15 protein-coding genes, 1 tRNA gene and 1 pseudogene are annotated in these 13,565 nt (G+C 42.5%); 12 read left to right on the top strand and 5 right to left on the bottom strand.

Annotated elements, in window-relative coordinates; genetic code table 11:
* The first annotated feature begins 3 nt into the window (after nt 1-3).
* The 6 genes and pseudogenes from NSTCB13_RS12050 to NSTCB13_RS12025 all read left to right on the top strand — a co-directional run bounded on the left by NSTCB13_RS12050 (nt 4) and on the right by NSTCB13_RS12025 (nt 7,368).
* A complete protein-coding gene (locus NSTCB13_RS12050) occupies nt 4-306 on the top strand; it encodes a hypothetical protein (RefSeq protein WP_448272494.1) in 303 nt (100 codons plus the stop codon).
* Entirely contained in the window at nt 285-1,385 is a 1,101-nt protein-coding gene (gene galT / locus NSTCB13_RS12045) for a galactose-1-phosphate uridylyltransferase (protein ID WP_448272493.1), read from the top strand. Before NSTCB13_RS12050 ends, galT begins: the two co-directional genes overlap by 22 nt.
* A gap of 566 nt (nt 1,386-1,951) precedes the next feature.
* Nucleotides 1,952-5,939: pseudogene (locus tag NSTCB13_RS12040) on the top strand (magnesium chelatase subunit H).
* Nucleotides 5,940-6,002: 63 nt separating this feature from the next.
* Nucleotides 6,003-6,281, top strand: a complete 279-nt coding sequence (locus NSTCB13_RS12035) for a type II toxin-antitoxin system RelE/ParE family toxin (RefSeq protein WP_448272492.1) — start codon at nt 6,003-6,005, stop codon at nt 6,279-6,281.
* Between the two features lie 79 nt (nt 6,282-6,360).
* Nucleotides 6,361-6,672, top strand: coding sequence for a HigA family addiction module antitoxin (locus NSTCB13_RS12030; RefSeq protein WP_448272491.1), 312 nt, complete (start codon nt 6,361-6,363; stop codon nt 6,670-6,672).
* Between the two features lie 135 nt (nt 6,673-6,807).
* Complete coding sequence (locus NSTCB13_RS12025; RefSeq protein WP_448272490.1) at nt 6,808-7,368, top strand: NYN domain-containing protein; 561 nt, start codon at nt 6,808-6,810, stop codon at nt 7,366-7,368.
* A 5-nt stretch (nt 7,369-7,373) separates the two neighbouring features.
* Here the strand turns inward: NSTCB13_RS12025 and NSTCB13_RS12020 are convergent, their stop codons facing one another.
* Nucleotides 7,374-7,496 (bottom strand): hypothetical protein, encoded by a 123-nt coding sequence (locus NSTCB13_RS12020; protein WP_448272489.1) that lies wholly within the window; start codon nt 7,494-7,496, stop codon nt 7,374-7,376.
* A 107-nt stretch (nt 7,497-7,603) separates the two neighbouring features.
* Here NSTCB13_RS12020 and NSTCB13_RS12015 point away from each other — a divergent pair, with 107 nt between their 5' ends.
* Nucleotides 7,604-8,140: a Uma2 family endonuclease gene (locus NSTCB13_RS12015; protein WP_448273187.1), complete on the top strand. Its 537-nt coding sequence runs from the start codon at nt 7,604-7,606 to the stop codon at nt 8,138-8,140.
* Nucleotides 8,141-8,305: 165 nt separating this feature from the next.
* Here the strand turns inward: NSTCB13_RS12015 and NSTCB13_RS12010 are convergent, their stop codons facing one another.
* Both NSTCB13_RS12010 and NSTCB13_RS12005 read right to left on the bottom strand, forming a co-directional pair.
* Nucleotides 8,306-8,689 (bottom strand): type II toxin-antitoxin system VapC family toxin, encoded by a 384-nt coding sequence (locus NSTCB13_RS12010; RefSeq protein ID WP_448272488.1) that lies wholly within the window; start codon nt 8,687-8,689, stop codon nt 8,306-8,308.
* The gene (locus tag NSTCB13_RS12005; protein WP_179063863.1) at nt 8,677-8,898 is read right to left on the bottom strand and encodes a hypothetical protein; all 222 of its coding nucleotides are present in this window, start codon (nt 8,896-8,898) and stop codon (nt 8,677-8,679) included. The genes NSTCB13_RS12010 and NSTCB13_RS12005 overlap by 13 nt, the downstream gene beginning before the upstream one ends.
* Nucleotides 8,899-9,002: 104 nt before the next feature.
* On the opposite strand from NSTCB13_RS12005, the gene NSTCB13_RS12000 reads away from it, so the two are divergent.
* The 3 genes from NSTCB13_RS12000 to NSTCB13_RS11990 all read left to right on the top strand — a co-directional run bounded on the left by NSTCB13_RS12000 (nt 9,003) and on the right by NSTCB13_RS11990 (nt 9,761).
* The gene (locus NSTCB13_RS12000) at nt 9,003-9,173 is read left to right on the top strand and encodes a hypothetical protein (RefSeq protein ID WP_448272487.1); all 171 of its coding nucleotides are present in this window, start codon (nt 9,003-9,005) and stop codon (nt 9,171-9,173) included.
* 70 nt (nt 9,174-9,243) lie between these two features.
* A complete protein-coding gene (locus NSTCB13_RS11995; RefSeq protein WP_448272486.1) occupies nt 9,244-9,468 on the top strand; it encodes an addiction module protein in 225 nt (74 codons plus the stop codon).
* An 80-nt stretch (nt 9,469-9,548) separates the two neighbouring features.
* Nucleotides 9,549-9,761, top strand: coding sequence for a type II toxin-antitoxin system RelE/ParE family toxin (locus NSTCB13_RS11990; protein WP_448273186.1), 213 nt, complete (start codon nt 9,549-9,551; stop codon nt 9,759-9,761).
* 578 nt (nt 9,762-10,339) lie between these two features.
* Here NSTCB13_RS11990 and murA read toward each other — a convergent pair.
* A complete protein-coding gene (murA, locus tag NSTCB13_RS11985) occupies nt 10,340-11,707 on the bottom strand; it encodes a UDP-N-acetylglucosamine 1-carboxyvinyltransferase (RefSeq protein ID WP_448270028.1) in 1,368 nt (455 codons plus the stop codon).
* Nucleotides 11,708-12,114: 407 nt separating this feature from the next.
* Here murA and NSTCB13_RS11980 point away from each other — a divergent pair.
* Both NSTCB13_RS11980 and NSTCB13_RS11975 read left to right on the top strand, forming a co-directional pair.
* Nucleotides 12,115-12,196: transfer RNA gene (locus NSTCB13_RS11980), tRNA-Leu, on the top strand.
* A 72-nt stretch (nt 12,197-12,268) separates the two neighbouring features.
* Complete coding sequence (locus tag NSTCB13_RS11975; RefSeq protein WP_448272485.1) at nt 12,269-13,051, top strand: TrmH family RNA methyltransferase; 783 nt, start codon at nt 12,269-12,271, stop codon at nt 13,049-13,051.
* 20 nt (nt 13,052-13,071) lie between these two features.
* Here the strand turns inward: NSTCB13_RS11975 and NSTCB13_RS11970 are convergent, their stop codons facing one another.
* The gene (locus NSTCB13_RS11970; RefSeq protein ID WP_448272484.1) at nt 13,072-13,314 is read right to left on the bottom strand and encodes a hypothetical protein; all 243 of its coding nucleotides are present in this window, start codon (nt 13,312-13,314) and stop codon (nt 13,072-13,074) included.
* Nucleotides 13,315-13,565 lie beyond the last annotated feature (251 nt).

Here is a 13,565-nt window from a genome sequence, read left to right as displayed (position 1 = left end):
GTGATGTTAACCGAGTTTGGTGGTATCGCCTATGCCCCTCTTGACCAACCGAATGCCGATCAAGCTCAAGCTTGGGGATATGAAAACTGCTCGAATATCTCCGAATTACAAATGAAATATGCTGCTCTCTTGGAAACCGTTAATAACATTGAGCTATTTAGCGGATTCTGTTACACACAATTAACAGATACCTTCCAAGAAGCTAATGGTTTATTGTACGGCGATCGCACGCCGAAATTTCCCATTGAGGCAATCCGCGCTGCAACCCTCTCAGGACAAGGTTTATGTACTCCCACAAGCTGTTAAAGCCCGACGGACGCAAACTCAAATTATACAGTCGCTACCCAATTACTAGTCAGTTAGAAGCCCCTAGCCCTAGTAATGAGCCAGTGCAAGCTAATCCCCACTTGCGCTGGCACCCCTTGCGGGGGGAATGGGTAGCTTATGCCAGTCACCGTCAAGGGCGGACATTCATGCCGCCTCCAGAATATAATCCCCTCGCACCTACCACCAACCCTGAGTTCCCAACGGAACTACCACAAGGTAAGTATGATGTGGCAGTGTTCGATAACCGCTTTCCCTCAATGAGTGCCACAGCCAACAATCCACCTGATACCATCGTGGAAACGTTACCTGCAAATGGCGCCTGCGAGGTAGTGGTTTTTACTCAAGATGCCCGCGCCTCCTTGAGTTCCTTAGAGTTGGATCATCTAGATTTGCTGTTGTCAGTCTGGGGCGATCGCACCCGCGAACTCGGATTAAATCCCCAAATTCAGTACGTCCTGCCCTTTGAAAATAAAGGTGTAGAGGTGGGTGTAACATTGCACCATCCCCACGGGCAAATTTATGCTTATCCTTTTATACCGCCTGTTCCAGCGCGAATGCTGGCGATGCAGCAGGAGTATTATCAAGAACATCGACGTGGTTTACTGCAAGACTTGATTCAAAAGGAAATTGCAGCTAACCAGCGAATTATTTATCAAGATGAGTATGCGATCGCATTTGTCCCAGTCTGCGCTCGTTACCCCTATGAAGTCTGGCTTGCACCAAAAGAGCCAGTTAGCACTTTTATAGATTTGACTCCACAACAACGTTGGGGACTTGCCAAAGCGTTAAAAACTGTCACTCTCAAGTATGACGGTTTGTGGAATCGCCCGTTTCCTTACTTGATGGCTTGGTTCCAAGCACCAACTGACGGTTTAGCTCATCCCGAAGCGCATTTACACGCCGAGTTTTTTCCACCATATCGCACAAGCGAAAGGCTAAAGTATCTAGCGGGAACCGAACTTGCAGCAGGGATGTTTGCCAATGATGCTTTACCGGAAGAGAAAGCGAAGGAACTACAAGCTGTGGTGGTAAACATTGAAGAACCGATTTCGGTGTGACAGGGTTTGGAAACTGTAACTTAATTTTTGGACAAACCAACGCATAAATTGGAAGTTTGTCCACCTCTTGAATTAGTTCATCAATAAACTGTCTTAACCGTTCCTTCTAATCGGGGACGGTTTTTAACTATTCTGAATTCTGAATTTAGAAGGACTGAATTCTTACAATTTATCAATTTAATCTGAAAGAAACTCTGCCTTTTTACTGCTTATTATAAATTACAACTACATATTTAAGGTATTGTCTATGCTCGCTAAAAAATATTTAGTCAGCAAAGCAAATTTTGTAAATGGATTTAAATAGCTAAATAGCTATTTAACTATTAAAAATAGTATTACGAAAAGTTTACAAATATATGAGCCAATACTTTTATACAAAGTCAACAATTACGAAGAAATATTTCGTTTTTTATATCGATTTGTGTCATATAGGGGATAAAATGCCTACTGGGCAAGCGTTTTCTGATAAAAAACAGATATTGCCTAAAAGATTGCAAGTTACCTATGGCTGATGATGCCGCTAGGAACTTCTTTCAGAGAACACGCATCAAAGGAGCCGAAGAAGCATGTTCACACACGTCAAGTCCACCATTAGACACATTGCGCCTGATAACTTACGCGGACGTAGTTTAATCAAGGTGGTCTATGTCGTGCTTGAGTCCCAGTACCAGAGTGCTTTGTCGCAAGCAGTTCGCACGATTAACGCGAACAATCCCAACTTGGCGATTGAAATCAGCGGGTACTTGATTGAGGAACTCCGCGACCCAGAGAATTACGAAGAGTTCAAACGAGAAATCGAGAGTGCGAATATCTTCATCGCTTCCCTCATTTTCATCGAAGACTTAGCACAGAAAGTAGTAGCGGCAGTAGAACCACACCGCGATCGCCTGGATGTTTCCGTTGTCTTTCCCTCGATGCCAGAAGTAATGCGCCTGAGTAAAATGGGTAGCTTTTCCTTGGCACAGTTGGGGTCAGTCAAAAAGTGCGATCGCTCAATTCATGCGGAAACGCAAAGAAAAATCCGGTGCAGGATTCCAAGATGGGATGCTGAAGCTTTTGCGAACCCTGCCGCAAGTGCTGAAGTTTTTACCTATGGACAAGGCACAGGATGCCCGAAATTTCATGCTCAGTTTTCAGTATTGGCTAGGTGGTTCTCCAGAAAATCTGGAAAACTTCTTACTGATGCTAGCTGATAAATATGTATTTAAAGGTTTAGACAAACAAAATTTTGCACCTTCTACATACGAACAGCCGGTAGTTTATCCCGATTTAGGGATTTGGCATCCTTTGGCTCCCAGTATGTTTGAAGATGTCAGAGAATACCTCAATTGGTATACAGCTCGTAAGGATATTTCTAGCGATCTCAAAGATCCCCTAGCTCCTTGTGTCGGGTTAGTATTGCAACGTACCCACCTAGTTACCGGGGATGATGCCCATTATGTAGCAATGGTGCAAGAGTTGGAAGCACTAGGCGCACGGGTACTACCTGTGTTTGCTGGTGGTTTGGATTTCTCCAAGCCTGTGGATGCTTACTTCTACGAACCAACTACTAACGTACAGTTGGTAGATGCAGTGATATCGCTGACTGGTTTTGCTTTAGTAGGTGGCCCAGCCAGACAAGATCATCCCAAGGCAATTGAGTCACTCAAACGCTTAAACCGTCCTTACATGGTGGCGTTACCCTTAGTATTCCAAACCACAGAAGAGTGGATGGATAGCGATTTAGGGTTACATCCAATTCAAGTAGCTTTGCAAATTGCAATTCCTGAATTGGATGGAGCAATTGAGCCGATTATATTATCCGGTAGAGATGGGGCTACAGGGAAAGCGATCGCTCTCCAAGACCGGGTTGAAGCTGTCGCCGAACGCGCCTTAAAATGGGCAAATCTCCGCCGCAAGCCGAAGTTGCAGAAAAAAGTTGCCATCACCGTTTTCAGTTTCCCACCAGATAAAGGCAACGTGGGAACCGCAGCTTACTTAGATGTATTCGGTTCCATCTACGAGGTGATGAAAGCCCTCAAAAATAACGGCTACGACTTACCCCAATTGCCAGAATCCGCCGAAGCGCTGATGCAAGAAGTCATCCACGACGCCCAAGCACAGTACAGCAGCCCTGAACTCAACATTGCCTATAAAATGTCGGTTCCTGAGTATGAAGCGCTGACCCCTTACTCTCAACGCTTAGAGGAAAACTGGGGCCCACCTCCCGGACATCTCAACAGCGACGGGCAAAATCTGTTAATTTATGGTAAGCAATTTGGTAACGTCTTCATTGGTGTTCAACCAACATTTGGTTATGAAGGCGACCCGATGCGGCTGTTGTTCTCCCGTTCAGCTAGTCCTCACCACGGTTTTGCTGCCTACTACACTTATTTAGAGCAAGTTTGGAAAGCTGATGCTGTACTGCACTTTGGTACACACGGTTCCTTGGAATTCATGCCAGGTAAACAGATGGGGATGTCTGGCGACTGTTATCCAGATAACTTGATTGGCTCAATTCCCAACTTGTATTACTACGCAGCGAATAATCCGAGTGAAGCGACAATTGCCAAACGTCGGAGTTATGCGGAAACAATTTCTTACTTGACACCACCGGCAGAAAATGCTGGGTTGTATAAAGGTTTGAAAGAACTCAGCGAATTGATTGCTTCCTACCAAACCTTGAAAGATAGCGGACGCGGCATTCCCATTGTCAACAGCATCATGGATAAATGCCGGATCGTGAATCTGGATAAGGATATTCACCTGCCAGAAACCGATGCCAGAGACATGAGTGCCGACGAGCGGGATAATATTGTTGGCAACGTCTACCGCAAGTTGATGGAAATCGAGTCTCGGTTGTTGCCTTGTGGGTTGCACGTGATTGGGAAACCGCCAAGTGCAGAAGAAGCGATCGCAACTCTGGTCAATATTGCCAGTCTAGATCGTCAAGAAGAAGAACTTCAAGGCTTACCGGCAATTATCGCCAATAGCATCGGGCGTAACATTGATGATATTTACCAAAATAGCGATCGGGGCATTTTAGAAGATGTCCAGTTATTGCAAGATATCACCTTGGCAACCCGTGCAGCAGTTACTGCTCTTGTACAAGAGCAAATCGACGCGGAAGGACGAGTTTCTCTAGTTTCCCGGTTGAATTTCTTCAATATGGGCAAAAAAGAACCTTGGGTAGAAGCATTGCATAAAGCAGGTTATCCCAAAGTTGATGGCGCAGCCCTAAAACCCCTATTTGAGTATTTGGAATTCTGTCTGCAACAAGTTTGTGCCGATAACGAACTGGGAGCATTACTCAAAGGCTTAGAAGGTGAGTATGTTCTACCCGGTCCTGGTGGCGATCCCATCCGCAACCCGGATGTATTACCCACGGGTAAGAATATCCATGCTTTAGATCCGCAATCCATCCCCACAACAGCAGCAGTCCAATCAGCCAAAATTGTCGTAGACAGGCTTTTAGCACGTAATAAAGCCGAAAACGATGGAAAATGGCCAGAAACCATCGCCTGTGTCCTTTGGGGAACCGATAACATCAAAACTTACGGCGAGTCCCTGGCACAAATTATGTGGATGGTGGGCGTGCGTCCGGTTCCCGATGCCTTGGGACGGGTGAACAAGTTGGAATTGATACCTTTAGAAGAGTTAGGACGACCCAGAATTGACGTAGTAATCAACTGTTCTGGTGTATTCCGCGACTTGTTCATCAACCAAATGAACCTGCTAGACCAAGGCGTGAAAATGGCAGCTGAAGCAGATGAACCCTTAGAAATGAACTTTGTTCGCAAACACGCTTTGCAGCAAGCCCAAGATATGGGGATTAATCTGCGTCAAGCAGCGACTCGCGTTTTCTCCAACGCTTCTGGTTCATACTCGTCAAATATAAACTTGGCGGTAGAAAACAGCACTTGGGATAGCGAAGCCGAGTTGCAGGAAATGTATCTCAACCGGAAATCCTTCTCCTTCAATTCCGATAACCCCGGAATCATGGACGAATCTCGGCAGATTTTTGAAAGTACATTAAAAACTGCTGATGCAACTTTTCAAAATCTCGATTCTTCTGAGATTAGCTTAACGGATGTTTCTCATTACTTTGATTCAGATCCTACAAAGCTGGTGGCAAATCTGCGGGGTGATGGTAAAAAACCAGCATCTTATATTGCAGATACAACCACAGCTAACGCTCAAGTGCGGACATTAACAGAAACCGTGCGTTTGGATGCGCGTACCAAATTGTTAAATCCCAAATGGTACGAGGGGATGCTGAATCACGGTTACGAAGGTGTGCGCGAACTCTCCAAGCGATTGGTAAATACAATGGGTTGGAGTGCAACAGCCGGCGCTGTGGATAACTGGATTTACGAAGATACTAACGAAACCTTCATCAAAGATGAAGAAATGCAGAAACGATTGATGAATCTTAATCCCCATTCTTTCCGCAAGGTTGTATCAACTTTGTTGGAAGTGAATGGACGCGGTTATTGGGAGACTAGCGAGGAGAATTTAGATCGCCTGCGCGAGTTGTACCAAGAAGTTGAAGACCGGATTGAAGGAATAGACTAGGATTACATAGGCAGGCATAAAGCCTGCCTTAACAATGAGATAAGGGTAAAAAATGAAATATAAATGATTCAAACATTTCAAAATAAAGCATTAGAAAATTTGTTTAGAGAAAATTTTAATAAAGGAGTTCCTGCAAACTTAGAAAAGAAAATTAGAATCAGACTTGAAGTTATAGACTCAGCGTTAACAGTAGAAGATATTAGATTACCAGGTTATGATTTGCATGAATTAAAAGGGGATAGGAAAGGAACTTGGTCAATTAAGGTATCAGCAAACTGGCGTATAACTTTTATATTTGAAGATGGTGATGCTTATGATGTCAATCTTGAAGATTATCATTAAGTTCTGTGTTAATATGATATTAATTGGCTAGACCATGCTAAATAAGGCTAACCAAATTCTTAAATAAGAAGTATTAATTATGGATAATTGGCAAGAGATTACTGATAATAGATTAGTAAGACCAATACATCCTGGCGAAGTAATTGCAGATATTTTAGATGATTTAGATATTAATACCGCAAATTTTGCAGAAATTTTAGGAGTATCTAATCAAACAATTCAGGAAATTATTAATGGTCAAAGCTCAATTACAGTAGATATAGCAATACGTCTTGGTAAAGCTTTAGGAAATGGGCCAAGACTTTGGCTTAATCTTCAGCAAAAAGTTGATCTTTGGGATGCTTTGCAAAGTCATAAAGAAGAATATGAGCAAGTTATGACGTTGGTTTAGAATAAATTATAAAGAATTATTTTTTGAGTAATTGAAATTTACAGCAATTTTCAGATAGTAGAGTAAAATCTAGTAATATAAGTTTTTTATATTACATAGTTAGTGTGCATTTAGCAAAGAGAGTAAAGACACTAAATGAAAATTTTTACCTACGTAGACAATTCTAACCTTTTTATAGAAGGCCGACGGCTATCTGCTCTAAACAAGAGAATTGATGGAGTTTGTAATATCTATGAAGCAATCAATCTGAAAATATTTGATAACGACTGGTATATGGACTATGGTCGCTTGCATGAATTTTTATGCGGCACAGAAAAGTCAGAGATTGGCGGAACTAGACTTTGGGGATCACCTCCGCCCAAAGATACCTTCTGGGATTACGTTAAAAGCAAAGGTTTTGATGTTCAAACCTACGAACGTTCAAAAGGTAAAGAGAAAAAAGTCGATACTGCGATTGCTTACCAAATTGGAAAAGATTCAGGCAAAATAATCGATAAAAAAAATGACATAATCGTTATTGCAGCAGGCGACAAAGATTATATGCCTTGCATAGATGATTTGACTAGTGATGGCTTCAAAGTTCATGTTGCTTTTTGGGGACACGCTGCAAGAGAAGTGCAAGAGGCGGCTACAAAATTTATTAATCTCGATCCACATCAAGATTATTTGAGTGCATTTTGGTGTCGGCCACAATAGAGATATCAACCAATAAGTATTGTTTTATTTTTGAGGTTTTCTATAAGGTGATCGCACCAATTTTCCACAATAAGCGATCGCTTTATTTTTGAGGTTTTTTGCAAAGCGATCGCACTAATCTTCCACATAGGCGATCGCCTTGTATCATGCCATCATAAAATAAGTAGCTTTTTGGCTTTATACTCTAATTCTGCTTATGAACGCCTTAACAATCAATCTCAAACCAGTATTATAACTGACAGATGAACAGTTTTTTAATCTATGTCAGGCAAACCGTGACTTGAGATTTGAACGCACTGCAACGGGAGAATTAATTATCATGCCACCCACTGGGGGAGAAACCGGAAATCGCAATGGTAGATTAAATCAACGGTTATTTAATTGGTCAGATCAAGATGGCACTGGTATTGCCTTTGATTCCTCCACAGGTTTTAAACTTCCCAACGGTGCAGACCGTTCACCTGATGCTTCTTGGCTGAGACTGGAACGCTGGAATGCACTGACTGGTGAACAACAAACAAAATTTATACCGCTTTGTCCTGATTTTGTAGTTGAGTTACTTTCGCCAAGTGATAGTTTGAAAGTTGCTCAAGAAAAGATTAGAGAATACATAGATAATGGTGTACGTTTGGGTTGGTTAATTAATCGTAAATCCCAGCAAGTGGAGATTTATCGGCAAGGACAAGAAGTTGAGGTGTTGGAATCGCCTGTTACTTTGTCAGGAGAAGATGTTTTACAGGGGTTTATTTTAAATATTGAAGCGATTTGGTAACTGAATAATAAAACAAGAGTTATGACATTTATTTTTGAGGTTTTCTGTAAAGCGATCGCCCACAATGCCATCATATAATCAGCGATCGCAACAGACAAAAAGACTTAAACTATCAGTCGATCCAACACTAACACTGTTAACGCTGGTAAAGACGGCAACCGCGCATCATTTGTCAAAAAAAATGATGCACCTCCACGAATAGCAGTAGCCTTTCTGTTTAGCATCTGGGGTTCTTAAGTTATAATTTGCCCTTAATTGTGCTGCATTTTCAGCAATGTCAGGCAAAACTTCGATAGTAGTCAAACCTTGGGAATTAAATAGAATTTCACGATATTGTTGAGCTAATGCTGTGTTTGCTTGTAGCAAGGGATAGACTAACACTTCCGTGATAGTCAAAACTGATGTTACAACGCTAAAATCACCACGAAACATCGCTTCAAAAAAAGCATCTGTAACATCCAAATAATTAGGATTTTCTTCAATAAAGTAAATTAGTGGAGCAGTATCCAAACCTACAATTTGCCCTTGTAGCTGGACTAGCCATTCCATGAATCACGTTCCTGATTAATGTATTCTTGAGCATCAATGCCATTCCAGATTTCTTTACCTAATCCACGTAATTCTAGGATACTATGCTTTTGCTTAGGTATCATCGTCACCTGCTGACGAATTAAGCTTGATAATTCTTCAATTAAGCGTATTTGCTCTTCAGGAGTTAAGCTTTGAGCTTGCAATAGTACTTCTTGATAATTAGACATAAAATATACATTGCCACTTCTCTGGACTTTAATTCAAATATACACAGAGAGACAAACTGCGTTTCTTTATTTTATAAATAAACGTAGACAGGCTTGATATCTGCTTGTTTATCAGAATAATCATTGCGATCGCACTCACTCTTGGACAACAGGCGATGTCTAACGACAAGCCACTACGCGTCTACGCTTTATTTTTGAGGTTTTCTGCAAAGCGACACCAAATAGCCCGTCGTAGAAATCGCTCTATTGGGCATCAAAGCAGATGCAGCGTTTGATTTGATGGACAAAATCTTGTCCGCTATATTTAAGGTGTACCAGTTGCTTCCTCACTCCCAGTTAATCAGCATGGATATCACAACTACTTTGAACGAAATCGCAACTCTTAGTGTTGAAGATAGAATCCGTATTGTGCAGGCAATTTGGGATAGCATCGCAGCAGAGCAAGTTTACCCTGATTTAACCGATGCACAAAAGCGAGAACTCGATCGTCGAACTGCTGACTACGATTCAAATCCAGATAATGTGTTGACTTGGGAGGAAATCAAAACATCAATTAAGGGACAGCAATGAATTATGTCCTGGTGTTTCGCCCAGAGGTTCGAGAAGAACTCAATGATGCACACAGTTAGTACGAGAGCCAGAAACCCGCTCTGGGTGACGAGTTTCTAGACTGTGTAGACGAAACGGTGAATCGAATCTCTCAGATGCCAGAATCCTATGTAATTGTCTACGGTGATATTCGACGAGCAGTAGTGCGCCGATTTCCCTATGCTGTGTACTATCGGATTGTGTCGAGTCGAGTAATAGTAACGGCAATTTTTCATAGTCGCAGAGATCCAAAATCGTGGCAGACGCGAACCTAAGACTATAATAACGGGCGATGTCTAGCGACAAGCCGTTACGCGTCTACGCTTTATTTTTGAGATTTTCTGTAAGGCGACGCCAAATAGCCCGCACAACTCTTGGAGACGCTGCGCGTAGCTTGCTTCCACGAAGTGGTACGACAAGCTCAGTGACCATCGTAGACATCGCTCCTCATCAACTATCGAAGCACAGAAATAAAAGTAATTAATAAAACAGCATGAGTATTATACTTAAAGATATAAGTATCATTTGTGAGAACTTTAAAAATAAAAAGACCAGCCTCCCACAGCTGGTCTAAAAAATGTTTTTGCGTTGTCTTCTCAAGAGAGTTAAAACCCAATTGCGCGTTCCTAAAATGCAACGGGCAACTTTTCTTAACAATATTGTAACAGCCAACACAGATTTTTCCAGAATATTCATCAAAAAAAGATATGGGCAAAGCTTAAAAGCCTCTATCTATCAGGAGAATTTAGCAGATTGTAAGGTATAGATGCCAGAGATAAAGAAAGACAAGGGAGAAGATTTTACCTTGTCTCCCTGTTCCTCTTATCCCAGCATCAGTCTTAACCGATTGATTTCAACTTGACAGACTACTAATACTAGGAGCGATTTCTGCATCTGTTGATGTTTCGCCCACACGAAGGATTTTAGCCCCCAATTGCTGCAACTTCATATCAAGTCGATCGTAGCCGCGATCGAGGTGTTGTAAACCCTGAATTGTGGTTTGTCCTTCTGCCGCTAGTCCGGCGATAACTAACGCTGCCGATGCTCGTAAGTCTGTACCTAATACTGGTGCGCCAGATAATTTTGGTACTCCCCGAACGAAAGCAGCATTGCCTTTGACACGAATATCTGCCCCCAAACGATTCAACTCTGAGGCATGACGCAAGCGATTTTCAAAGACGGATTCGTTAATTACGCTGTCGCCTTCTGCCACTGCCAGCAAAGCCATGAATGGCGCTTGCATATCTGTGGGAAAACCTGGATGGTATTGAGTTTCAATATCCGTTGCCTTAAGGGTTTCCGCTGGCAGAATGTGTAATTGGTCAGGCTTTTCATCAATTATTGTCACTCCAATATCCCGCAGCTTGGCAATTACTGGGATGAGATGTTCTGGAGCCACTGGCGAGAGGATAAGTTCTGAGCGGGTAATTGCTGCTGCCAGCAAAAACGTCCCAGCTTCAATGCGATCGGGAATAATACTGTAGTCAACAGAATGCAACTTGGGGACTCCTTCGATAACAATTCTGCTAGTCCCCGCGCCCTTAATCTTCGCTCCCATTGCGTTACAGAAGTTAGCTAGATCGACTACTTCCGGTTCTCTGGCAGCATTTTCGATGATTGTTTCACCCTCTGCTAGGGTAGCCGCCATCATCAAGTTTTCCGTCGCTCCAACGCTGGCAATGTCTAGGTAAATGTTCGCACCTTTTAATCTCCGGCTGCTGCCAGGAACATAAGCATTACAAATGCCATGCTCAATTTGTACTTCTGCTCCCATTGCTTGCAGTCCTCGAACGTGCAAGTCAACTGGTCTTGCCCCGATCGCACAACCGCCTGGTAAAGGCATCTGTGCTACTCCCAGTCTTGCCAAAATGGCTCCAATGGCGAAAAAACTCGCTCTCAACTGGGTAACTAATTCGTAGGGAGCTTTTGATGTTTTAATCTCGCTAGCGTTGATGTCTAAAATGTCACCTTGTCGCGTTAATTGCACACCCAAAGCTGATAACACCTGACCCATCCGCTCTACGTCCGCTAACAAAGGGACATTACGGATACGACAATCGCCCGGACACAGCAAGGCTCCAGCCATGATTACCAGTGCTGAATTTTTTGCCCCGCTAATTTTCACATGACCCCGCAAAGGATGCCCACCCCAAATTTGCAAGACTGAGGAGTCTGCTTCTGGAGCAATTTTGGCATCTGGTAAAATGGTAGAAGGATTAATAAGCCTACCTCCAAAAGTAATACGTATTTTATATGTTTGAAGTTGGTTTTGATTCTACAGTAAAGATTCAAAATGTCCACATTTTAAAGCACTGTTTGGTATAAAAAAATTGTTTTTTGGGTAAAAATTAAGGCTGAAAAGAAGTAGTAACAGGCTTTTTGAGCTTTTTAAAAAAATTAAAAAAAAGAATGAATCAGCAGTAGTTTTAAGCAAAATTAAATACTCAGTAAAATAACTTAAGTATTCTCTAAAAATCAATGCTGTACTGTCGAGTTAATATTTTGATTCGACCTTGTACCTAAAAAACTCGTTTCCAGTTAGAAACTTTTAACGAGGCATTATGCTTTTACTTGACAAAGGTAAAACATAACGCAATAATAAGAAATTGTCGATAAGCACAAATGCCAGCGGAACTGGCGGAATTGGCAGACGCGCTAGATTCAGGTTCTAGTGCCGCAAGGCTTCCGGGTTCAAGTCCCGGGTTCCGCATAACCAGTGCTGAGTAGTGAGTGCTGAGTTTTTCCTTCTCAGCACTCACTACTCAGCACTAACAACTAAAAAATGTTGACCAGTTTACAGAATTCTCTAGTCAAACAAATTCGCAAGCTGCACTCCACCAAGGAGCGGCATAAGCAACAGTTATTTTTACTAGAAGGGACGCACTTATTAGAAGAAGCTTGTGCGGTCAATTACCCACTAGAAACAGTATGTTGTACCCCAGATTGGCAAGTCGCCCATCCTTCGCTGTGGGAAGAAGCTTGTAGCCGATGTGATCGCGCCGAAATTGTCAGTCAAGAAGTCTTGGACGCGATCGCGACCACAGTCCAACCGCATGGTGTGGTGGCAACGGCAAAACGAAGCCAACGTCAAACTCAACTACCATTTACTGGTTTAGTACTAGCTTTAGAGACGATACAAGATCCCGGCAACCTGGGTACGATGATTCGCACCGCCGCCGCCGCCGGAGCATCAGGGTTGTGGATCAGTGGAGATAGTGTAGATTTAGATAGTCCTAAAGTTCTCCGTGCTTCCGCAGGGCAATGGTTTCGCCTCGCAACAGCCGTAACCGAAGATTTAAAAGCGACAGTCCAACAAAGTCAGCAGGCAGGAATGCAGATAGTGGCAACCTTACCCGATGCGACTTTAACTTATTGGGAAGTGGACTGGCGAAAACCCAGTATGATTTTACTGGGAAATGAAGGTGCTGGATTGTCAGCAGAGTTAGCAGCGATCGCAGACCACCAAGTAAGAATTCCTTTGAGTCCTGGAGTGGAATCCTTGAATGTGGCGATCGCAGCCGCTTTAATGTTGTACGAAGCTCAACGGCAATTTATTTGTCAGTAATGAATTTTAACTTTTTATCCCTATTTGGTTTTTGTTATTTCTTCGAGATATTGTTCAATATCAGCAACTGCGTCCTCAAGAGCCGCTAAATCAATATCTGTTAAGTCTGGATCGAGTTCGACTTCAGTAAAATTACTAGTATGCAGTTGGGGGATATCTTCTTCCTCAGTCGAAATTTCTTGTAAGATATCCTCCAACTGTTCGAGGGATTGTTGAAACACTCGATCGGCAGCGCGCCGCTGTTCTGGCTGATTTTGCTCCATAATATTAACTTAAAAATCCTGATTTACTAACTTAATTTTGATTCTAGTTCTGAGAGATTTAAATTTTGCACTAATAAGATCGTAGTTGTGTGCTGTATCAACTTTAGCAGTGGTTATGAAGAATATCGATAGCTGTCTGCAATTAAGAGGAGTCAGGAGTCAGAATTCAGAATTCAGAATTGCTTATTACTCTACCTATAAAGGGATAGAGTAATAAGCAAGGAAAAAGATTCAGCTGCGCTATCACCCAG

The sequence above is a fragment of the Nostoc sp. DSM 114160 genome, assembly GCF_053470305.1.
This window is presented reverse-complemented; position numbering and strand designations above follow the sequence as displayed.